22 protein-coding genes, 1 pseudogene and 1 riboswitch are annotated in these 20,631 nt (G+C 38.8%); of the genes and pseudogenes, 17 read left to right on the top strand and 6 right to left on the bottom strand.

Annotated elements, in window-relative coordinates:
- The first annotated feature begins 34 nt into the window (after positions 1 to 34).
- The 8 genes from KI343_RS18455 (at position 35) to KI343_RS18420 (ending at position 8,944) form a co-directional block, all read left to right on the top strand.
- A complete protein-coding gene (locus KI343_RS18455) occupies positions 35 to 1,048 on the top strand; it encodes an SPFH domain-containing protein (protein ID WP_212927896.1) in 1,014 nt (337 codons plus the stop codon).
- 210 nt (positions 1,049 to 1,258) lie between these two features.
- A complete protein-coding gene (locus tag KI343_RS18450) occupies positions 1,259 to 2,089 on the top strand; it encodes a sulfite exporter TauE/SafE family protein (RefSeq protein WP_212927888.1) in 831 nt (276 codons plus the stop codon).
- 12 nt (positions 2,090 to 2,101) lie between these two features.
- Entirely contained in the window at positions 2,102 to 3,496 is a 1,395-nt protein-coding gene (locus KI343_RS18445; RefSeq protein WP_212927887.1) for a bifunctional metallophosphatase/5'-nucleotidase, read from the top strand.
- Between the two features lie 81 nt (positions 3,497 to 3,577).
- Positions 3,578 to 3,886 carry a YunC family protein gene (locus KI343_RS18440; RefSeq protein WP_212927886.1) on the top strand — a complete coding sequence of 103 codons (309 nt, stop codon included), beginning with the start codon at positions 3,578 to 3,580 and terminating at the stop codon, positions 3,884 to 3,886.
- A 375-nt stretch (positions 3,887 to 4,261) separates the two neighbouring features.
- A complete protein-coding gene (gene yunB / locus KI343_RS18435) occupies positions 4,262 to 5,053 on the top strand; it encodes a sporulation protein YunB (protein ID WP_244857100.1) in 792 nt (263 codons plus the stop codon).
- A 46-nt stretch (positions 5,054 to 5,099) separates the two neighbouring features.
- Positions 5,100 to 5,275, top strand: a riboswitch (Lysine riboswitch).
- 238 nt (positions 5,276 to 5,513) lie between these two features.
- Positions 5,514 to 7,076 carry a Na+/H+ antiporter NhaC family protein gene (locus tag KI343_RS18430; RefSeq protein WP_212927884.1) on the top strand — a complete coding sequence of 521 codons (1,563 nt, stop codon included), beginning with the start codon at positions 5,514 to 5,516 and terminating at the stop codon, positions 7,074 to 7,076.
- Between the two features lie 219 nt (positions 7,077 to 7,295).
- On the top strand, positions 7,296 to 8,819 hold the full coding sequence (locus KI343_RS18425) for a sodium-dependent transporter (protein ID WP_212927883.1): 1,524 nt from the start codon (positions 7,296 to 7,298) through the stop codon (positions 8,817 to 8,819).
- Positions 8,820 to 8,836: 17 nt separating this feature from the next.
- Positions 8,837 to 8,944 (top strand): methionine/alanine import family NSS transporter small subunit, encoded by a 108-nt coding sequence (locus tag KI343_RS18420; RefSeq protein WP_212927882.1) that lies wholly within the window; start codon positions 8,837 to 8,839, stop codon positions 8,942 to 8,944.
- A 116-nt stretch (positions 8,945 to 9,060) separates the two neighbouring features.
- Here KI343_RS18420 and KI343_RS18415 read toward each other — a convergent pair whose 3' ends face one another.
- Positions 9,061 to 10,005, bottom strand: coding sequence for a M23 family metallopeptidase (locus tag KI343_RS18415; RefSeq protein ID WP_244857102.1), 945 nt, complete (start codon positions 10,003 to 10,005; stop codon positions 9,061 to 9,063).
- Between the two features lie 67 nt (positions 10,006 to 10,072).
- Positions 10,073 to 10,618: a YhcN/YlaJ family sporulation lipoprotein gene (locus KI343_RS18410; RefSeq protein WP_212927880.1), complete on the bottom strand. Its 546-nt coding sequence runs from the start codon at positions 10,616 to 10,618 to the stop codon at positions 10,073 to 10,075.
- Positions 10,619 to 10,803: 185 nt separating this feature from the next.
- On the opposite strand from KI343_RS18410, the gene KI343_RS18405 reads away from it, so the two are divergent.
- Positions 10,804 to 11,079, top strand: coding sequence for a YutD family protein (locus KI343_RS18405; RefSeq protein WP_212927879.1), 276 nt, complete (start codon positions 10,804 to 10,806; stop codon positions 11,077 to 11,079).
- Positions 11,080 to 11,157: 78 nt separating this feature from the next.
- On the opposite strand, the gene KI343_RS18400 is transcribed toward KI343_RS18405, so the two are convergent.
- Both KI343_RS18400 and KI343_RS18395 read right to left on the bottom strand, forming a co-directional pair.
- Positions 11,158 to 11,412, bottom strand: coding sequence for a hypothetical protein (locus tag KI343_RS18400; protein ID WP_212927878.1), 255 nt, complete (start codon positions 11,410 to 11,412; stop codon positions 11,158 to 11,160).
- Between the two features lie 61 nt (positions 11,413 to 11,473).
- Positions 11,474 to 12,904, bottom strand: coding sequence for an amidase (locus KI343_RS18395; RefSeq protein WP_212927895.1), 1,431 nt, complete (start codon positions 12,902 to 12,904; stop codon positions 11,474 to 11,476).
- Positions 12,905 to 13,072: 168 nt separating this feature from the next.
- Here KI343_RS18395 and KI343_RS18390 point away from each other — a divergent pair, with 168 nt between their 5' ends.
- The 3 genes from KI343_RS18390 to KI343_RS18380 all read left to right on the top strand — a co-directional run bounded on the left by KI343_RS18390 (position 13,073) and on the right by KI343_RS18380 (position 15,000).
- Positions 13,073 to 13,510 carry a DUF86 domain-containing protein gene (locus tag KI343_RS18390; RefSeq protein ID WP_212927877.1) on the top strand — a complete coding sequence of 146 codons (438 nt, stop codon included), beginning with the start codon at positions 13,073 to 13,075 and terminating at the stop codon, positions 13,508 to 13,510.
- A 15-nt stretch (positions 13,511 to 13,525) separates the two neighbouring features.
- Positions 13,526 to 14,164, top strand: a complete 639-nt coding sequence (locus tag KI343_RS18385; protein ID WP_212927876.1) for a helix-turn-helix transcriptional regulator — start codon at positions 13,526 to 13,528, stop codon at positions 14,162 to 14,164.
- Positions 14,165 to 14,232: 68 nt separating this feature from the next.
- On the top strand, positions 14,233 to 15,000 hold the full coding sequence (locus KI343_RS18380; RefSeq protein WP_212927875.1) for a TIGR01457 family HAD-type hydrolase: 768 nt from the start codon (positions 14,233 to 14,235) through the stop codon (positions 14,998 to 15,000).
- A gap of 380 nt (positions 15,001 to 15,380) precedes the next feature.
- On the opposite strand, the gene KI343_RS18375 is transcribed toward KI343_RS18380, so the two are convergent.
- A complete protein-coding gene (locus KI343_RS18375; RefSeq protein WP_212927874.1) occupies positions 15,381 to 15,899 on the bottom strand; it encodes a phosphatidylglycerophosphatase A family protein in 519 nt (172 codons plus the stop codon).
- A gap of 86 nt (positions 15,900 to 15,985) precedes the next feature.
- On the opposite strand from KI343_RS18375, the gene KI343_RS18370 reads away from it, so the two are divergent.
- On the top strand, positions 15,986 to 16,951 hold the full coding sequence (locus KI343_RS18370; protein ID WP_212927873.1) for a protein kinase family protein: 966 nt from the start codon (positions 15,986 to 15,988) through the stop codon (positions 16,949 to 16,951).
- A gap of 122 nt (positions 16,952 to 17,073) precedes the next feature.
- Positions 17,074 to 18,039 carry a 2-hydroxyacid dehydrogenase gene (locus tag KI343_RS18365; RefSeq protein ID WP_212927872.1) on the top strand — a complete coding sequence of 322 codons (966 nt, stop codon included), beginning with the start codon at positions 17,074 to 17,076 and terminating at the stop codon, positions 18,037 to 18,039.
- A 285-nt stretch (positions 18,040 to 18,324) separates the two neighbouring features.
- Here KI343_RS18365 and KI343_RS18360 read toward each other — a convergent pair.
- Positions 18,325 to 18,546 (bottom strand): annotated as a pseudogene (locus tag KI343_RS18360) (NifU family protein); the annotation flags it as partial.
- A 195-nt stretch (positions 18,547 to 18,741) separates the two neighbouring features.
- Between KI343_RS18360 and KI343_RS18355 the strand changes: the two are divergent.
- The 3 genes from KI343_RS18355 to KI343_RS18345 all read left to right on the top strand — a co-directional run bounded on the left by KI343_RS18355 (position 18,742) and on the right by KI343_RS18345 (position 20,407).
- A complete protein-coding gene (locus KI343_RS18355) occupies positions 18,742 to 19,068 on the top strand; it encodes a YuzD family protein (protein ID WP_212927871.1) in 327 nt (108 codons plus the stop codon).
- A 20-nt stretch (positions 19,069 to 19,088) separates the two neighbouring features.
- Complete coding sequence (dapF, locus tag KI343_RS18350) at positions 19,089 to 19,946, top strand: diaminopimelate epimerase (protein WP_212927870.1); 858 nt, start codon at positions 19,089 to 19,091, stop codon at positions 19,944 to 19,946.
- Between the two features lie 104 nt (positions 19,947 to 20,050).
- Entirely contained in the window at positions 20,051 to 20,407 is a 357-nt protein-coding gene (locus KI343_RS18345) for a HesB/IscA family protein (RefSeq protein ID WP_212927869.1), read from the top strand.
- Positions 20,408 to 20,631: the final 224 nt, after the last annotated feature.

The raw sequence follows: 20,631 nt of genomic DNA, 5'->3' as shown, positions 1-20,631 counted from the left end.
AATGGATGAAAATATAGAAAGGATGAACGGAATGATGGGGTTTTTTAGAGGACAATTAGCAAATGTGATTGAATGGGACGAATTTCGCGATGATATGATCTTCTGGAAATGGAATAACCGGGAGATTAAAAAAGGAAGTAAATTAATTCTTCGTCCTGGGCAGGATGCTATCTTTTTTAACCAGGGAAAAATTGAAGGGGTTTTTAAAGAAGAGGGAGAATATGAAATAGAATCAGATATTATTCCTTTCTTGTCTACCTTAAAAGGATTTAAATTTGGATTTAACAGTGGCATGCGGGTGGAGGTACTTTTTGTCAATACCAAACAGTTCACTGTCAAATGGGGAACAAAGAATGCCATTAATATCCCTTCACCTCAACTGCCGGGCGGTATCCCGATCCGTGCGAATGGTACATTTCAATTTGCCGTAAAAGATTATGTAAAGTTAATTGATAATATTGCAGGGGTGAAGGATAGCTATCTTGTGAAGGATATCCGTTTAAGAATCACTGCTATTTTAGATCAATTATTGATGAAATGGATCACTAGAGAAGGGAAAGATATGTTTAATCTTAATGCAAATTCCTTCGAGATTAGCGAAGGAATCAAAGAGGATTTAGATATGCAGGTCAATCAGGACGGCTTTGAGATTACCGGATTTAATATTATGAGCTTTAATTATCCAAAGGAAATCCAGGATATGATTACGAAAACAGCTTCCCATGGCATGATTGGCGATATGGGGCGTTATAAAGATGTAGCAATGACAGATGCGATTGCTTCTGGAAAATCTGGGGGAGGCAACACAGCAACGGACATGGCTGGTATGATGATGGGAATGAACTTGGCGAAAGAGATGATGAGCGGTGCTAATGAAAAAAATACAGGGGAGCAGCAAAGTCAAAGTCAACAGCAGAATCAGTCACAAAATCAACAAGCAACTTCTGAAAATAAATCGAGTGGATCCATTCCCAATTTCTGTCCAAATTGCGGAAATAAAACGGAGGGCATGAACTTCTGCGGGAATTGCGGGCATAAGCTGATTTAAATACGCGGGTAACATGCTTAGCTAATAGCATTTCTTCCTAATAAAATAATGGATTATAAAAAATCTGAACGAATGAAATTAGTGGGATAAGCTATTTTCATTTGCTCAGATTTTTAGTATTTATTTGGAACAGACATTGTTCGTAACATATTTCCTAATGTAATTGAGATACAATATGCTATGATTAAATATAGAAAGAAGGTGTATTTGATGATTTTAGCAATTGTTATTTGTTTTTGTATAGCAATGCTGGCTGCTTTTGTTGGGAGCTTAGCTGGGTTAGGCGGGGGAGTTGTCCTGATTCCATTACTTTTTCTGGCTAGCGGAAATATAGAAGGATTTTCGTGGGTGACGCCGCAAACAGTAGTAGCTATGTCGTTATTGGTGATGTTTTTTACAGGGATGTCATCAACATTATCTTTTGCTAAATCAAAGCGGATTGATTATAAAGCAGGTGGAATGTTTTTGCTTGGAAGTATTCCGGGAAGCATGTTCGGAGCTTGGCTGAATCAATTTGTTCATGCAAATACGTTTTATATTTATTTTGGTCTTTTAATTATTTTTATTGCAGGAATTCTCTTTTACCGACAGCTCAAAGGTATCAAACCACGTAAAGTAGATGACACTGCTAAAGGGGTCCGGCATGCGCAAATAGGAGATGAAGTATTTACATATCATATTCGAGTAGTTCCCGCTATTCTCATCGCTTTCTTTGTGGGAATGTTATCCGGATTTTTTGGTATTGGCGGGGGAGCGATAATGGTTCCAGTTATGCTGCTCGCGTTTGGTTTTCCTACACATATAGCAACAGCAACATCGATGTTTATGATTATTTTTGTTAGTTTATTTGGAAGTATAACACATATCACACTTGGAAATATAGAATGGGAGTATGTGCTTTTCTTTATCCCTGGAGCATGGATTGGTGGTAAACTGGGAGCATTAACAAATCAAAAGATTTCAAGTTCATTATTGGAACTGTTTTTGAGAATTTTATTAATTATCATGGGAATACGCATGATTTTACAAGGAATTGGTTAGGGGCGGTGAAGTATGTCTGAAGAAAAACTTTACTTTTATTATACAAATGACTTGCATAGTAATTTTGAACAATGGCCTAGAGTTACAGCATTTTTAAAAGAAAAACAGCTGTTAAGAAATCAAAATAAAGAGGCTTACTTTACAGTGGACGTAGGAGATCATGTGGATCGGTCCCATCCAATTACAGAGGCAACAAGAGGTCTGGCTAATGTCGAGTTATTAAACGAAGCGGGTTATGATGTTGTTACATTAGGTAATAATGAAGGCATCACTCTTTCTCATCAAGAGCTCTACCAACTGTATGATAAGGCGGATTTTCAAGTGGTCTGCAGTAATTTATTTAGTATGGATGCGTATACGCCATTTTGGTTAAAACGTGTACATACTTTAACGACGGAAAGTGGTATTCGGATAGGAGTATTAGGCTTAACGGCGCCATTTAATGCATTTTATGAATTGCTTGACTGGCATGTAGAAAATGAATTTGATGTTCTTGATCGTTATATAGAAGAATTAGCGAAGGAATCAGATATTATTGTTCTCCTTTCTCATTTAGGAATTTCAGTCGATCAGGAGATTTCCCGACGTTATCCTGATATTGATGTGATTATTGGCGGGCATACCCATCACCTTTTAGAAGAAGGAGAAGTTGTGAACGAAACCTTGATTACTGCAGCTGGGAAGCATTGCTATTATGTTGGGGAAGTAGAGATTACCTGGGATCATCAAAAGAAACAAGTTATTTCTAAAGAAGCAGTTGCAATTAACTTAAAGGAAAGTGCAAAAGATTTGGAGACGGAGCAGCATCTCCAGCAATTATTAAATCAGGCGAATCAGTATTTAGATGAGGTCGTAACAACAGTGAAAGAGCCGGTCGAAGTAAAATGGTTTGAGGAAACATCCATTATCACATCCTTAACAAAGGTGCTTCGCAGGTGGACCAATGCAGATATTGCTATGCTCAACGCCGGAGTGTTATTAGATTCATTGCCGGCAGGAACAGTTACGAAAGGGGATCTTCACAGAATCTGTCCCCATCCGATCAATCCTGTCCTTGTGGATTTAAGAGGAGATGAAATCGTGGAGGTAGTCAGAGAAGCTTTGTCTCCTGTTTTTACAGAATTAAGATTAAAAGGTTTCGGGTTTCGTGGGGAACTCCTAGGAAAAATGATTTTTTCTGGAATCCGAGTAGAGACGGCCTTTCATCGTAATGGAGAAATATATGTGAAACAAGTCTACACAGAAAACGGTTATCCGATTAATCCAGACAAGACGTACTATGTTGCTACAGCAGACACCTTTACCTTTGGCCAGCTCTTGCCAGAGGTAGCCCGATCGGAGAAAAAGCAATATTTTGTCCCGGAATTTTTACGTGATCTATTAGCTTATGCCGTAAAACAACAATAGACATTCTATTCTTAAACAGTGACATTCCCCCACTCTTTTGCATACACATATCATGTAGAAAAAAAGAGGGGGGCTTTTTTTATGATTACGGTAGAACCTCTTGAGGTGGATGGAATTATTTTTACAGCTGTGAGTGTAGAACTGCCGAAAACAACCTTGCTGACGATTAGTAATGATGTGGGGTATATTATGTGTGCTGCACTCGATGTTGACATCTTCAATGAAATACCAAAACTGCAAGAAAGAAATGTTATCGCAGGACGCGCAATGGGAGTAAGAACGATTGATCAATTGTTAAATGCTCCATTGCAAAAGGTAACAGATGCATCCAAGAAGTATGGCTGGGAAGTTGGCATGACTGGAAAAGAAGCACTACTTAAAATATCATAATTATTCGTGAGTGAAATAAGAGAAAACACTTCTTTTCGGGAAGTGTTTTTTTGTTGGAGAAAAATTAGTAGATTATTTTTGTTTTATTATCAGGTTGTGGAGCGGTTATGGAGCGGTTTTTTGTGAAAATGGAGCGACTTTCAGGAATCTGGAGCGGATATAGGAAGGATTGGAGCGGTTTTAGAGAATACGGAGCGACTTTTTAGGAATTTGGAGCAGTTATGAAAGAATTGGAGCGGCATTTGTGAATCCAGAGCGACTATCTAGAATATCGAGTGAAATCAGCTTGAGGCGGATAGGGGTGACCTAAAAACTTTTCTGTTGTTCTATTTCCGTTCAAAAGATGCATAAATTATTATGAAGGGGGTTGTTGGGTTGAGATTTAAAAAACGATATCGATATCGCGTAGGAAGAAAACGAAGAATACACCCATCTCGGCGCTCCATTCTGATGCTGACATTTATTTTATTTTTTGCTGCAGTTGGCTTCAGCTTCTATTTAATCAATGTCAAAATTGAACCGATTATTATTGATATCGCTAAACGTAAGGCGGATGAATTTGCTACCAGAGCGATTAATTCTGCAGTTTTCTATGTAGAGGAATATGGTTTTGATGATATCCTTAATATCACTTATGACAATGAAGGGAATTTGGTAACATATAATAGGGATCCAGCAGTCATCAGTGAAATTAATCGTGTAGCTACGGATAGGGTTGAAGAGTATTTTGCCCATGTTAATCGGGGAGAGCAGCTTGAGTTTGAACATAATCTCCATGAACCATATGATTATGAAGGTGGTGCAGAAGGGAGGGCCCAAGTAGATCCCACGCTGATTGAGATCCCTTTAGGGCAGATAACCGGTAATTCAGTACTAGCTAATTTAGGGCCAAAAATACCGATTAATATGGAAGTTGTTGGGGCTGTGCGGACAAACGTTGTAGAAGAAAAAGAACCGTTTGGAATTAATGGGGCTTGGGTGTCTTTGTATATAAATGTGGAAGCAGATGTGCAAATTGTAGTACCGTTTACGTCAGAAGTGAGAACAGTACATACGGAATTATATTTGGATGGTGGTGCAATCATGGGGAAAGTACCAGATTTTTACGGCGGGGACGGAAATGGACCTAATATTGCGGTTCCTAAAGATGATTTGCAGAATAATTGAAGATATAGTATAGTACAATTTAGATGAATAAAAAACCTTATCAGATCGGTGAGGTAGAGGCGCAGATTATATGAGTACCTTGCAGGAGGATGACAACAATGATTGCTGGGGGAAGGATGGTTTGCCGAAGTATATAGAGAGGTCATGCTTTATATTACTGGCATATTACTAAAAAGGTAATATGCTGTCATGTAATTCGTTACATGGAGAACTACTGATCGAAATGGAGGATAACGTGAATTGGTGAAACAATGATAGGTTATTTTCTATCATTGTTTTTTTGCGTTAAATAAGGTGATGTAGTTTCATGTTTGATTGCAAATATCCTTGTCTTATTTCCTTATTTCGAATCGGATGTATATGCGGGCTTTTGTTCCGGAGCAAATCATTGCTGGGGAATAAAACGGACGCATAACGAATCTAGAGCAAAACTCTGAAATAAATGGATGGAGGTTGTCGCATGGAAGGTACAATTTACTCACTAATACCTGCTGTTATTATGCTGATATTAGTGTTGTTAACGAGAAGGGTTCTAATCTCAATAGGAACAGGGATTGTGGTTGGAGCATTATTATTAAATGATTTTCATCTAATGGGCACATTAAATGAGATTTGGGCGGTATTTTACACCATTTTTTATGCAGATGGAGCACTTGAAATTGGCAATATCTTGCTAATTAGTTTTCTTCTTTTCTTAGGAGTACTTACTGCATTCTTGCAAGCGTCTGGGGGAGCAAAAGCTTTTGGAGATTGGATGCTGCGTCGGGTGAAAACGCGTGTTGGGGCCGAAGTAATGACTGTGATTATTGGATTGATTATTTTTATAGATGACTATTTTAATAGTCTGGCAGTTGGTCAGATTGCGAGACCAGTAACGGATCGACAGAGAATATCGCGGGCTAAGTTAGCTTACTATATTGACTCAAGTTCCGCACCAGTAACAGTCATTGCTCCGATATCCAGCTGGGGAGCCTACATTATTGGTATCTTGGGTGGATTGTTTGTTGCAAATGATATTACAACGCTTCAGCCAATTGCAGCTTTTATACAAATGATACCTTTAAACTTTTACGCAATTGCTTCAATTATTTTGGTGTTTATTGTGGCGTATTTTCATTTTGATATTGGACCTATGTACACACATGAAAAGAGAGCAAAGGAAGAAGGAGAATTGCTTGATCCTAAAAGAAATCAAGTTTCAGGAGACTTGAGTGATGTATTTGATCCACATCAAGATGGAAAAGTATTTCACTTAATCACTCCTATTGTTGTATTATTTATTGCGACAGTTATCGCTATGATTGGAACAGGTATAATGGAAACACAAGGCAGTGCATCCATTATAGAGGCTTTTGCAAATACGAATGTCAACCTCTCCTTAATTATTGGCGGGGTTGCAGCGGTTCTTACTTCGGTGATTTTTCATATGAGGCAGAGAAAACCTCGTTCAGATATGAAGCGGATTTTTATAGAAGGTTTTAAAACAATGATACCTGCAATTAATATTCTTCTTCTTGCTTGGATGATTGGTTCCATTATTGGAGCTTTAGAAACAGGCAGTTACTTGGCCGGCCTAGTAAATAACTCATCTATTTCCGTCAGCCTGCTACCAGCAATCCTATTTATTATTGCAGGATTAATGGCTTTAGCGACAGGTTCATCATGGGGAACATTTGGGATTATGTTGCCCATTGCAGCAGAAGTTATGGTAAATACAGATATGGAATTATTTTTACCTGCATTAGCAGCGGTCCTTGCAGGTGCAGTATTCGGTGATCATTGTACGCCGATTTCAGATACAACGATATTATCTGCAACAGGAGCGGGCGCACATCATATTGACCATGTTATTACGCAGTTGCCATATGCTATTCTTGCAGCTTTTGTAGCTTTAATCGGTTTTCTTGTTGTTGGAATTACCCATTCAACTTGGATTGCTTTACCGACCACTGTAATTCTCTTGGCGGGTATTGTCTGGATTGCCCAAACACTGATGGTTCGGAGAAAAAAGAAGGCATCATAACAGAAGGCTTGGAATACATTTTAGTATTCCAAGCTTTTTTCGTTTTTTAAGAAATTCTGCAAAAAAATGACGCATGTTTTATTTGCTGGGTATTTGACAAAGGGTAGAGAATAGCTATAATACAATTATAATAGTGTGAAAGTAATGTTTTTTCTAACTATTTATTAAAAGCGCTTTCATGCTGTTGGTATTTATTATAAAAAAGGGGGTAAAAAAAGAATGGAAAATCGTTCACAATGGGGAACGCGGGCCGGATTTATTATGGCAGCGGTAGGTTCGGCAATTGGCCTGGGGAATATATGGAGATTTCCGGCGGTGGCGTATGAAAATGGCGGTGGAGCATTTTTAATTCCTTATTTATTTGCGCTAATGACAGCTGGTATTCCGATTCTTATTATGGAATTTACGATGGGGCACAAGTATCGGGGGTCGGCCCCATTGGCTTTCCGCAGAATGAATAAGAAGGCAGAATTTATTGGCTGGTGGGGAGCGCTTGTCGCATTTGTTATCTCTACGTATTACTCTGTAATTGTTGCCTGGGCAATATCATATTCCATTTTTTCGATCAAGTTAACATGGGGATCAGATACGGAAGGATTCTTATTTGGTGAATATTTGAAGCTGGCAGAGGTTCCAGGTCAAATTGGCGGATTAGTTCCCGGGGTATTAATTCCTTTAATCGTTGTTTGGGCACTCGTATTTATTATTTTATTTGGCGGGATACGTAAAGGAATTGAAATCGCTAACCGAATTTGTATTCCATTACTAATTGTTGTTTTCCTTATCATTGTTATCCGGGCAATTACTTTACCTGGTGCAATGCAAGGGTTGGATGCCTTTTTCTCACCTGATTTTAGCGCAATGCTGTCTCCAAATGTATGGATTGCAGCATATGGACAGATTTTCTTTAGTTTATCCATTGCATTTGCTATTATGATTACTTACTCTAGTTACTTGCCAAAAAAATCGGATATCACAAATAACGCGTTTATTGTAGGGTTTGGGAACTCCGGTTTTGAACTGCTTGCTGGTATTGGTGTATTTGGGATATTAGGTTTTATGGCAGCTACGTCAGGACTTGATATTAATGATGTGGTAGCTGGCGGAGTTGGTCTTGCTTTTGTCGTTTTTCCAGCTATTATTAATGAATTGCCGGCGCTTAATGGATTTTTTGGTGTCCTATTCTTTGCTTCATTGACATTGGCCGGGATTAGCTCACTTATTTCTATTTCCGAAGCATATGTTTCTGCACTTGTTGATAAATTTAATATTACTCGAGCAAAAGCAGTCCTTATTGGTGTAGGACTTGCAGCAATTGTCTCCTTGCTATACGCTAGTCGCGGCGGTATGTTCTTCCTAGATAATGTCGATTACTTTATTAATCAATTTGGAGTAGCGATGTTAGGATTCGTTGAAGTAATCCTAATTGCTTGGGTTCTTCGAAAAACAAATGTACTTAAAGATCATGCGAATCGTGTATCTGATATTCGTTTAAGAGCATGGTGGACGATTAGTATTGCCATTGTAACTCCAATCGTGATGGGATATATGATGTTTGGTTTACTCAAGATGAACTTATTACGCGAATTTAATACAGAAACAGGAAACTATGAAGGCTACTCTGATGTCTTTATTAATTTTAGTGGCTGGGGAGTTGCCATTGGCGTATTAGTTCTGGGTATTGTCTTAGCATTATTAAAGTGGAGATCTCCCGACTCACTAGCAGATTATGATGACAAATAAAAAGGAGAGGTTAGTATATGAGTGCTTCAGCGATTATCGTAATGGTTTCAGGAATGGTTCTATTATGGGGTGGATTGTTTGCCAGCATTTGGCATGCCCTGCGTAAGGGGAAAGAAAGAGCCTGAATTGTTGCTGGCAAGATAAACTCTCTAAAATAAGACGGTACAAATTCGCATTTGATTGAATTTGTACCGTTATTTCAATGAGTAAAAAAATTTGAGTATCGTACGACGTACGAGGTTTATCTATTTGTTTTCTCCATTCGTTCCCATTTAGATATAAAAGGATATGGGTCAAATGAATATTCACTGTAGCCATTGTCTTTATACATACCGTAATGAAGATGCGGTGGGAATTTTCCGGATGTTCCTGGAGGACCGTAGCCGGTAGAGCCGACGCTGCCTAGCGTATCGCCAGGTTTAACAACTTGTCCCACTTTTATATTTTCATTAAAGCCGCTCATATGTGCATAGTAATGATAAATATTGTATATATCACGAATGCCGATACGCCATCCGCCGTATAAGTTCCATCCCATCATCTCTACAACACCATACGTTGTAGAGCGGACAGGAACTCCGTAAGATGCGAAAATATCCGTTCCCTCGTGGATTCGTAAGCCTCCAAATCCTCGGCGGTCACCCCATGTACTGCGGTAACTGTAATTATAATTTGTATCTAAAGGAAATGCACGATCCGTTAAATGAATCTGTCCGAAGGTTTGAAACACTTTAGCAGTATTCATAATCGTTTGTACGGTTAGATCTCGTTTATAATGTTCCCAAAGGGCGATTTTGACATCATCCTCATGTAACCCGTAGGATAAAATATGCTCTGCCATGGTATAGAGGATGTCTTCTGGGTCATGAGGGTCTGCCTGGTTATCATCGTTCCCATCTTTACCAAGTCCGCCAAATTGATTTATAATTTCCTGTTCGGTTGAATTAGCTGCATTTCCTAGACCGTACCATTCCGTTTCATCAAATTGTATGGAAATGACTTTTTCTTCTTCGGATGAAGGAAGGGTATTCCGCTCATAATTATCCATTGCCGCAAAATAGTACCATGGGACCTGGGTGATGGTTTCAATTTTTTTAAACAAAGCCATTCTCTCGTTATATATTTGTTCGTTTGGTTCTGCATAAACAACGGAGACAGTTTGAAAAAATAAAAAGAAACAAAGTATACTCAAGGCAGTATTACGAATGCTAATCAGATGAATCACCTCCTTAGGGACAAATTATTTCATCAACTTAATCATCTTTCTTCATGGAGTCTACAATAACTTGTACTAATGGTTCGATGTCTACATTATCATTCTCCATCACAGAATAATGCAGTGATTCAATGTTTTGGATTAAACTCTTATCATTAGAAGCATGAATGGTATAGTGGCCTGGCAGGATCGATAGAGCTGTTTTTTCTGCATTTTCAATAGCTGCTTCTTTAGATAAATTATCTGTGGTTTCAAAAGCGATTAAAGCTTCTTCGTCTGTCACAAGCGTTGCAACTTCAACAAAATCTGGATTCTGTAATAAAATACGGGTAATCATATCAGCCATCTCATTTCGATCAACATGGATAGCCCTTTGTTGGGTTTGATTTTGATTGTCTTGCGCATATTCATCCTGTGTGTAGCGAACAAAACCAAGTCGATCCTGGGACCTCTGATTAGATTCTGTATCAGGATATCTATTTTTAGGATCTAATGGGTCGGGCTCCGAATTATTTTGACTGGATGTACATCCAGCAAGTAACATAAGAATGGCAAGAAAGATAATTCCAATTCCTTTCTTCATGTTGATTGCTCCTTTCTAGAGTGAAATTATGAGTATCATTAGTTATGTTGCTTATACTAAAATTGTTTTCATTTCTTACACGTTAGTTTTAGATAAGAAGCGTAATTCATGCAGGTAATTTTTTCTGGTTTTTCTAACTGTTTCTGTGATAAACTAAAAATAGATAAGAAGTGTGGGGGTCTCTCATGATTGAACTTAATGGGAAAACATATGAATTAATTGAAGATAATAAGAATGGATTTCAAGCAGAGGCTATTAAAGAACGCTATTCTGAAGTTTTAGCGAAATATGATTTTATTGTAGGGGATTGGGCGCATGAACAGCTTCGTCTAAAAGGGTTTTACCATGACAATCATGCCAAAGCACCTCTGGACACGAAAATCAGCTGCTTTCAAGATTATATTTATGAATACTGTAATTTTGGTTGTGCCTATTTTGTATTGAAAAAAATTCAAAAATAAAAGAAGTTCAATATTTCTTCTTATGATGAAAAATAAGAAGGCATTTTGAACTTCTTTTTCTGTATTCGTATCAAATAATCAGCTATCTTCCTTTTTATCTAAAGGATGGGCTCCTGGAGCTCTTCTCTGAAGTTTTTTATGCTGCTCTCTATCTGCATAAGTAAATGCACTTGCGCGGTGCTGGCCTTCTTCCCAATCGGTTGACTTGCCGGAAACCAGCTCATGCTCACGAATACCCGATCCGTACGGACCTTCTGGGAACTCCTCTGGAATCAATGTATCATGCTGCTTCTGAACGGTGGAAAGTTCTTTATAATCATCTTTCTTTCGCATCCAAATTCCCTCCTCTCTCCTTCATTATGTGTAAGAGAAGGGAAATAACGCCTTCTAAAAATTACCTATCTTCTAATTGAGCTAATTTGTATCCGCGAAAACGTTTTGCAAGTAATCTGCCAAGACGGAAAATCGCATCTTCATTTCCGATACCGCTAATAATTTGTATTCCTATTGGCATCTTTGCCTCATCCTCCCCAACTGGTACCGTAAGAGCCGGGAGCCCCCAAACATTCGCATACGCTGTGTATGGCATATATTGAAGATACGTTTTGCGAAACGAGAAAATTTCCTTGAAAACCTGGCCGTGTTCCAATGCGGACCGGTAATAAACAGGCAGAATCAGTAATCGCTTATCCAAATATGTTTTGAGAAGTTCATCCCCTTGATAGAGAATATCGTTAATTTCCTTCACTCTTTTATGGGAAGGTTTAAACATTTTTGCACCCATGATAGCCCGAGATAAATAAGGGTGGACATTTGTACGCTGCCTTAACTTTTCTTTTAAAAAGGAACGAACTAATCCGGAGCGATCATTATTAAAAGCTTCATCTTCAACTAATTTGCTTCCATTAATAGACATTACTTCCTGCCAAATCAATGCACTATCCCTAAAATATGGCGGCATAATTTGCTGAACCGTATAGATTTTTTCCAAGAAATTTTCTAGCTGTCTTAATAATTCGGATGTTCTTACGGAAAGTGGATAGCCTGGATTCGTTGGTAAAATTTCGATTTTAAATTGGTTTAATATTTGCGACTTTACAGGGGCACCCGATAATATCTCATAAATAAGCTGCATGTCCTGGACAGACTTTCCCATTGGTCCAACCGTAAGCATTCGTTCTTGCAAATCATGTTGTACTGAAGGGAAATGACCTTCTGACGATAGGCTCCCTTTACCTGGTTTAAAGCCGATAATCCCATTGAAATGGGAAGGAAATCGGATGGAACCGCCAATATCCGAGCCAATTCCAACCGCCGCGCCGCCTGCAGCTAATAGCGCGCCTTCCCCGCCGCTTGAGCCACCAGCTGTTTTGGTTAGATCCCAAGGATTATTTGTTCTGCCGTATAGTTTATTATCCGTTTCCTGACAGAAGCAAAGGGCCGGTGTGTTTGTCTTCCCAAGAATAATAGCCCCTTCTTGTTTTAATTGGCGAACAACATCAGCATCTTCCTGGTAAATAAGATCCTGCCGATGTTCCAAACCGCCTGTTGTCTTCATCCCCTGCACATGGAAGCATTCTTTAATACTAATTGGCACGCCATGCAATTTACCCAGAGGCCCTTTATGTTTAAGCAATTCATCCGCTTCTTTGGCTTCCTGTACCGCTTGTGAAAATCGATTTTCTACAAGAGCATTGATGGAGGGGTTAATGGCTTTAATCCGATTAATAAAAGCAGTTACAGCTTCCAAAGCGGTAAATTGTTTCTTTTTAATTGCTGATGCAATACTGCTTGCATCCATTTCGATAATAGGTAGCTTTTCCATCACGCATTCGTCCCCTTACTTCTATCTTATTAGACTTACTATAGCATGTTTTTGGAAAAAAAGGACAATTTTCCGTTTGTCTTCGTCCTTTATTATCATAAGTTCCAGTGAAAATCCGCTGGAACTTATGATATGATATTAGTATAGACGTTTTTTGGAGGTATCATTATGTATTTTGTAGATCAGCAAAAAATTGGTCAGACGCTTACATTTATGAATCAAATTTTAGAGACATTTTCGAGTCATTCTTATAAGAGCCCATTAGAACAGCTTGCTTTAGAGCGTATGGTTCATACCTTTATTGAAGGAGTATTAGATGTAGGAAATATGATGATTGATGGGTTTATTATGAGAGATCCAGGGAGCTATGAGGATATTATCGACATTTTAGTGGATGAAAAAGTAATCCCTGCTAATGAAGAAGCGGTTTACAAAGCGTTGATTAATTGGCGTAAACCTTTAGTACATGAATACCAAAGTATTGATCATACAAGTTTAGAACAGTTTTTTAGAGAAAATTTAAGCATACTTACGCATTTTTCTGAGCGAATAAATACGTATCTACAAGAAGAACTAGGAGTTGCGAACGCTTTTTCAAATAAGTAAAAGGGGAGTGAGCGAATGGGAAATCGCATCTCGACAAAGGATAAAATTATCCAGATTTTGAAGGAGCAAGGGACGTTAACGATGGGTGCCTTGATGGAACATTTTACAATTTCAGAGACTGCTGTTCGGAAACAACTTCATACCCTTGTACAGAAGGGGTTTATCGAGGTGCAACAGCATAAAAAAAAGATTGGGCGGCCTTATCACGCCTATCGTTTAACAGACCAAAGCGAACAATGTTTTCCCAATCGTTATAAAGAGCTCTCCCTAGATTTGCTTCATGATTTAGAAGAAGACCAAGGAAATCATCTTATAAACAAACTTCTAAAAAAACAATCAGCGAAACAGAGAGAACAGTTAGAGCAGCACTTAGGAAAATACCTGACGATGGAAGAGAAGATCACTGCTTTGAAGGAGCTGCAAAACCAAAAAGGTTATATGTTCCATTTGGACATGGATCATACAGACGTATTTCAATTAAATAATTTTCATTGTCCTTTTTTAGAAGTGGCGAAAGATTATCCAGTGATATGCCAGCACGAGAAGGAGATGTATGAAGCATTATTTCCAAACCAAGAAATAACATCAATATCTTTGCTCTCAGGCGGTGATACTTGCTGTCAGTGGACGATTGCTGCAGTTTCAGAAGAATAGTCATGTCAGAAGTATAAAAAAATACAGCTTTATAAAATGAATATCCGCAGAGATCGAGGGGTAATAGCATGAAAAATTATAAAGGGTACCTGATTGATTTAGATGGAACGATGTATAAAGGGAATGAAGTTATCCCTGAAGCAGCCCCTTTCATTAATCAATTGGCAGAACGAAATATCCCATATGTATTTGTAACAAATAACTCCACTAAAAGCACGCACGCCGTCGCTGAAAAATTAAACAAATTAGGTATTCAAGCAAAGCATCATCAGGTTGTGACAAGCAGTATAGCTACCGCGAAATATTTGCAGGAGCAATCCGTAAAAACATGCTATTGCATTGGCCAAAGCGGCTTGAAAGATGCAATCAAACAACAAGGTATTCAGTTAGTAGATAGTACAGATACCGATGCTGTTGTGGTGGGCTTAGATAGAGAGATTACCTACGAGAAGCTCGCCAAAGCATGTATTGCGATTCAAAAAGGTGCACGATTTATTTCCACGAATCGAGATCATGCCATTCCAACTGAAGCTGGGTTGGGGCCAGGTAATGGTGCGTTCACCGCCTTAATTCAGACCAGTACACAGCAGAATCCTACCTTCATTGGAAAGCCGGATACGATTATTATGAACGAAGCATTAGAGGTGCTCGGAGTACCGAAAGAGGATGTTGTGATGGTGGGAGATAATTATCAAACAGATATTCAGTCTGGATTTCACTCAGGCGTGGATACTTTATTTGTCCATACGGGGGTAACCGCGAAGGAAGAACTGGTAACCTTTGGTAAACAACCAACATATATAATAGAGAATTTATCAGAATGGGCTTTTGAATAAACAAAAAACATTCATACCTTTTGGGGTATGAATGTTTTTTTCGTGTTCTAGGAAATTATAAAATTTGAATGCTGTGGACAACTTAGTTACATAAGCAGCCACGTCTAGCTCCAGCGCCCAGCGACTAGCGAGACTTCCCTCACCTCCGTACGATAAAGAAGACTTGGCGACTGACAAGCCGACAGGCGTAGGCAGAGCCATAGTCGCACTTATGCCCGTGGTGAAAGTCAACATCGACTCTAGATAATGGAAGGCCGACTAAATGCAGGCTAAAGCCTAACGTCGGCATACCCCTAAAGGGGCATGTTTCCTTTATCTCCTACGGCTCAGTCCAGTCCGTACGTCACTACCCGGGCGCTCTGCGCTTTTGTTCTTTATACTTAAGCATCTAGTTCTTCATGTTCGCTTTCAGCATCTCCGTGAGCTAGACGACTGGAGGCTGCTGCTGCGATAGCACCGACAATATCATCTAAAAATGTGTGGATCTCGCCACTGCTTTTATCATTCAGTTTTTCTAAAATGCCAGGTTTTTGTTTATCAATGTAACCAAAGTTTGTAAAGCCGATGGATCCATACACATTTACAATAGAGAGGGCAATTACCTCATCAATCCCATATAATCCTTCGTCGATTTTTATTGTTTCCTGCAACGGCTCACTAAGAAGTTTTTTCTCTGCCAGCATGTCTAATTCAATTCCGGTTATAACAGCATTTTGTACTTCTCTTTTTGTTAAAACACGATTCACATTGTAGCGGCATGTGTCCATTGTTAAATCCTGGTGATATTTAGACTGTAGATAATAAACTAATTCTGCAATATCATCTATTTTAACGCCTCGTTCTTTTAAAAGTTCTCTTGCTCTTACTTCTAGTTTTGTCTTACTAGTATATTTTGCCATCTTAAAACACACCTTTTTCAATTTAGTATGATTGTATAGTCATTACCCTCATATAGTTAATATATACGGTAAGGGGGAGTTTGTTGATGCCAATGTCTGAAATGCTCCGCAGTCAATATGCGATACAAGCTGAGAGGAAGCAGGTCATCGAGCAGCGTGAGGGTTATCAAAAAGATCATTATATTTATTTTACCATTCCGGCGAGAAACAAGGAAATGATATTAATCGAACAGGCAACATTAGCTTACTTTTTAAGGGAAAATGGATTATCCAATGTGGCTTACCCAATCCGAAATATAAATGGGGAATGGTTTACAAATTATGCGAATGAAGTTTGGATGGTTCTGGTTCTAGAGGACTTTTCACCGACGTTAAAAAATGAAAGGATGGGAATGAAACTTGGGGATATTCACCACATTGGGAGCAGGTTTCAATATGAACCCAAAGCGATCTCGAGTTATGGTTTATGGAGAAAACTTTGGGAAGAAAAACTAACTTTTTTTGAACAAGAATTAACAAGGCAGGCCAAGGAAACTTCAGCGAATAATTATTTATCTGAGGTAATGGATATTCTACCTTATATTGTTGGAATCAGTGAAAATGCCATTCAATACTTAAGGGAAAGCGAGAAGGAGCAGCGTATTTTGCAAACAGATCAAGGAACAGTTGCTTTCTCCAGATGGCATACCTCAGAGAAAGCAATTGTTTGGACCGATGAACTTGTATATGACCATTCGACTCGCGATATCGCTGAATATATTCGCTACGCCTTTTTGCATAATCAACCGGACGCAGAAATAAATCATTTTTTAAATGACTATCAAAGCTATCAGCCAATATCCGTATTCGGCTGGAGACTTATTTTTGCTAGATTATGTTTTCCGATACAACTTTATGATTTCTTAGAGGATGGATTTCAGCAGCAGGATTTTCAAACACTAGAGCAATTGGTGAACCATCAAGAAACGTATGAGAAAAGATTAGGACGCTTTTATGAAACGACAGGAGTAGATGTTTCGGATTGGCAAATACCTATGATAAGCTGGCTCTAAGTAGTATAATGGTGGATGTTTAAAAAGTTTTAAGAACGAGATGCGAGCAGAGGAATTCTTTTTGAACTCAAAGCAATAGAAACCGCTATCATCATTATTATCGCTGGAAAGGAAATGGTAGAATGCTCAAACCAAAGGTCTATATGACACGCAAAATTGACGAAAAGTATCTAGAAGCTTATCAAGATCAATTGGAGATTCGGATGTGGGAAAAAGAGGAAGAAGCTGTACCTAGAGAGACACTGTTTAAAGAAATCGAAGATGTGGATGCTTTATTCGCTGTATTAAGCGATACAATTGATGAAGAGCTTCTATCCAAAGCACCGAAATTAAAAGTTGTTGCCAATATGGCAGTTGGTTATGATAATATCGATCTAGAAGCATGTAAAAGACATAATGTCACAGTTACAAACACGCCAGATGTTTTATCTGAAACCACAGCAGATTTAGGTTTTTCGCTCATGATGGCAACTGCAAGACGTATTGTAGAAGCAAATGAATGGGTGAAGGAAGATAAATGGAAATCATGGGCTCCATTTTTCTTTGCTGGTACAGATATTTACGGGAAAACAATTGGAATTGTAGGTATGGGAAGAATCGGGGAAGCTATTGCCAAACGCGCAACTGGTTTTGATATGAACATTCAATACCATAATCGCTCTCGAAAAAAGGATGCGGAAGAACGATTGAATGCAAAGTATGTCAGCTTTGATGAACTTTTGGAAACCTCTGATTTTGTTGTCACGGTTGTTCCGTATACGAAGGAAACCGAAGCATTGTTCAATAAAGCTGCTTTTCAAAAAATGAAGTCAAGCGCTATTTTTATCAATATCTCCCGTGGGAAAGTAGTAGATGAAGACGCTCTATTGGATGCGCTAAAAACTGGTGAAATCCAAGCAGCAGGGTTAGATGTCTTTAGGGAAGAACCAATTGGAGCAGATCATCCGCTTGTTGGGATGCAGAATACAGTATGTCTTCCGCATATCGGTTCCGCCAGTGTAGAAACCAGAGCAAAGATGGTTCAGTTATGTATGGACAATATTCAGGCGGTTGTTAATGGGAAGGAAGCAATTACAGCAGTTTTATAAGAGGATGTTCAAAAAGTACCCAAATGATAAGTGGCGAATCTCTTCGTTGACGTGTCTTTTCCGATGGGGCTGCGATTACTCGCCCCACCAAAAGCGTTACTCACGTATTTAAAAGCATACGCTCCGTTCGTAAAAGCCACGTCGCCTTGACCTTCTTGCTTCTAATTTGGGACTGCGATTCGTCCCATCGAAAACCGTTGGTTACTTTTGAACACGCACTATAAATAAAAAAACGGAGGGTCTCTATATCCTTAGCAAAGAGCGCTCCGTTTCTATCCTATAATATTAAAATACCTGTTCAATTTCTGTTACGCCAGGAACCTCAGCCATAAGGGCGCGTTCAATCCCTGCTTTTAATGTAATGGTTGAACTTGGGCAATTACCGCATGCTCCCATGAGACGCAATAAAACAACACCGTCGTCGTCAACGTCAACTAGCTCTACATCCCCGCCATCACGTAATAAAAATGGACGAAGCTTGCTTAGTACTTCTTGTACTTGCTCTTCCACATTAACCCACTCCTTTCCCACAAATCTATTATAACGCGGTTAAGCGTAAAAATCTAGTTGAAAATCGTTTTCAATTAGCTAACTAATATTATTTTAACTTTTTACGTTTGTTTTGTAAAATAATGAATATAAATGTGTGTGTTCAAAGAAAAGTGGAATATACAGCAACATATTAAAGGAGGAGTGTAAACGATGCCGACTATCACGATAACCGTTTATGGAAGCGAACAAATATGTGCCAGCTGTGTTGGTGCGCCAAGCTCAAAAGATACGTATGAATGGCTTCAAGCTGCGATTGGAAGAAAATATGCTTCCGAAAACGTGTCGTATAAATATATTGATATAAATAAACCCCAGAAGGATCCGGTTCATCAAGCGTATGTCGATAAAATAATAGAGGAAGATCTTTTTTATCCAATTGTATGGGTTAATGATAAAATGGTTGCAGAAGGGATACCAAGTTTGAAACCAATCTATCGAGCATTAGATGACATAGGATTAAACGTAAAAGAAGCTTGAACAGAAGAGGAGAAAAGAAGATGAAAATACCTTTTACAAAAATGCACGGATTAGGAAATAGTTATATTTATATTGACCTTTTTCATACGGATTTACCAGAAGATAGATTAGCAGAGTTGGCAATTAAAATGTCAAACCCAAATACGGGTATTGGTTCGGATGGCATGATTTTGATTCATCCAACTGAAAAAGCAGATGTCGGGATGCGTATCTTTAATAAAGATGGTTCGGAAGGGATGAACTGTGGCAATGGGTTACGATGTACAGCAAAATATGCTTATGAAACAGGTATTATTGATAAAAAAGAATTTACGATGCAGACAAAAGCAAATATAGTCCATGCAATCGTGACAGTAAATGAGCAGAGAGTTGTAGAAGAAGTAACCATTGATATGGGAAAACCGATTTTACAAAGAGAGCAGATTCCGATGCTTGGTGAGGCAGGTACGACAGTTCTCAATGAGTCGTTCCAAGTTGCTGATTCAACGCTATATGTTACTGCGGTTTCTATGGGGAATCCGCATATTGTTAGTTTTGTAGAAAATATTGATGACGCTCCCCTGACCACGCTGGGGCCAATTATTGAAAAGGATAAGCGCTTCCCGGAAGGTGTCAATGCAGAGTTTATTGAAATGGTGTCTGATGAAGAATTGCATTTTCGTGTTTGGGAGCGTGGCTCTGGTGTGACGGAAGCATGTGGAACAGGAGCATGCGCAGCTGTTGTAGCAGCAACCTTGAATAATAAAGCAGCGAAAGGAAAAAAAGTGGTTGTTCATTTAGCTGGGGGAGATTTAACCATTGAATGGAAGCAAGATGACCATATCTGGATGACAGGCGGGGCAGAAATCATTGCATCGGGAAATTATTATGTGGGTTAGTACGGGTACTGCGTCTTCTATGGAACTAGTTTGAATTACTTGATTCTAACAAGAGGAAGTGTATACTAAAATTATAGGATATAAGGACAAAGGAGGTTCAGCAATTGATTATTGAACTGACTGATCGTGCTAGCGCACAGATTAAAGAAATGATGAAGGATGAACCAGAGCAATCGCTTCTACGGTTTGGTGTAAAAGGTGGCGGATGCAGCGGGCTCTCCTATTCATTAGGCTTTGAAGATGAGGTTAACGAAGAACTAGATATTATTGAAACAATTAATGGTATCCCAGTCGTATTCTCTAACCAGGATATTCCAATTATTGAAGGTACTAAGATTGATTATAAAGAAAATATGATGGGCGGCGGATTTAGCATCGATAATCCAAATGCTATTATGTCTTGCGGCTGCGGTTCTTCCTTCCGTACTGCCCAACATGCCGGCGCACCTGGCGATTGTTAACAACAAAAGATTGGCGGACAGCGAAATACTGCCAATCTTTCTTTCATTCTTCTGAGATTATTATTCCCTCGTAAAAATTTCTTCTATGGAACTTTCTTTTGATGACGTAAAATAGTTTGTGTAAAATAGTTGAGATAAAAAAAGAGGTAGGGTACCCTCGAAATTGGACAAAAAATCAAGAAAGGAGACCCTACCATGTCTCAAAGTATAAATCAAAATACCTT

The organism is Oceanobacillus sp. J11TS1 (genome assembly GCF_018333215.1).
Taxonomy (GTDB): Bacteria; Bacillota; Bacilli; order Bacillales; family Amphibacillaceae; genus Oceanobacillus.
Note: the sequence above shows the minus strand (reverse complement) of the source record. Positions and strands in the feature narration are given on the sequence as shown.

What these genes read in the sequence shown, in the direction of transcription:
- KI343_RS18455 (WP_212927896.1), top strand. Translation starts at nt 35, where the DNA reads ATGGGGTTTTTTAGAGGACAATTAGCAAATGTGATTGAATGGGACGAA.
- KI343_RS18450 (WP_212927888.1), top strand. Translation starts at nt 1,259, where the DNA reads ATGATTTTAGCAATTGTTATTTGTTTTTGTATAGCAATGCTGGCTGCT.
- KI343_RS18445 (WP_212927887.1), top strand. Translation starts at nt 2,102, where the DNA reads ATGTCTGAAGAAAAACTTTACTTTTATTATACAAATGACTTGCATAGT.
- KI343_RS18440 (WP_212927886.1), top strand. Translation starts at nt 3,578, where the DNA reads ATGATTACGGTAGAACCTCTTGAGGTGGATGGAATTATTTTTACAGCT.
- KI343_RS18430 (WP_212927884.1), top strand. Translation starts at nt 5,514, where the DNA reads ATGGAAGGTACAATTTACTCACTAATACCTGCTGTTATTATGCTGATA.
- KI343_RS18425 (WP_212927883.1), top strand. Translation starts at nt 7,296, where the DNA reads ATGGAAAATCGTTCACAATGGGGAACGCGGGCCGGATTTATTATGGCA.
- KI343_RS18420 (WP_212927882.1), top strand. Translation starts at nt 8,837, where the DNA reads ATGAGTGCTTCAGCGATTATCGTAATGGTTTCAGGAATGGTTCTATTA.
- KI343_RS18410 (WP_212927880.1), bottom strand. Translation starts at nt 10,618, where the DNA reads ATGAAGAAAGGAATTGGAATTATCTTTCTTGCCATTCTTATGTTACTT.
- KI343_RS18405 (WP_212927879.1), top strand. Translation starts at nt 10,804, where the DNA reads ATGATTGAACTTAATGGGAAAACATATGAATTAATTGAAGATAATAAG.
- KI343_RS18400 (WP_212927878.1), bottom strand. Translation starts at nt 11,412, where the DNA reads ATGCGAAAGAAAGATGATTATAAAGAACTTTCCACCGTTCAGAAGCAG.
- KI343_RS18395 (WP_212927895.1), bottom strand. Translation starts at nt 12,904, where the DNA reads ATGGAAAAGCTACCTATTATCGAAATGGATGCAAGCAGTATTGCATCA.
- KI343_RS18390 (WP_212927877.1), top strand. Translation starts at nt 13,073, where the DNA reads ATGTATTTTGTAGATCAGCAAAAAATTGGTCAGACGCTTACATTTATG.
- KI343_RS18385 (WP_212927876.1), top strand. Translation starts at nt 13,526, where the DNA reads ATGGGAAATCGCATCTCGACAAAGGATAAAATTATCCAGATTTTGAAG.
- KI343_RS18380 (WP_212927875.1), top strand. Translation starts at nt 14,233, where the DNA reads ATGAAAAATTATAAAGGGTACCTGATTGATTTAGATGGAACGATGTAT.
- KI343_RS18375 (WP_212927874.1), bottom strand. Translation starts at nt 15,899, where the DNA reads ATGGCAAAATATACTAGTAAGACAAAACTAGAAGTAAGAGCAAGAGAA.
- KI343_RS18370 (WP_212927873.1), top strand. Translation starts at nt 15,986, where the DNA reads ATGCCAATGTCTGAAATGCTCCGCAGTCAATATGCGATACAAGCTGAG.
- KI343_RS18365 (WP_212927872.1), top strand. Translation starts at nt 17,074, where the DNA reads ATGCTCAAACCAAAGGTCTATATGACACGCAAAATTGACGAAAAGTAT.
- KI343_RS18355 (WP_212927871.1), top strand. Translation starts at nt 18,742, where the DNA reads ATGCCGACTATCACGATAACCGTTTATGGAAGCGAACAAATATGTGCC.
- dapF (WP_212927870.1), top strand. Translation starts at nt 19,089, where the DNA reads ATGAAAATACCTTTTACAAAAATGCACGGATTAGGAAATAGTTATATT.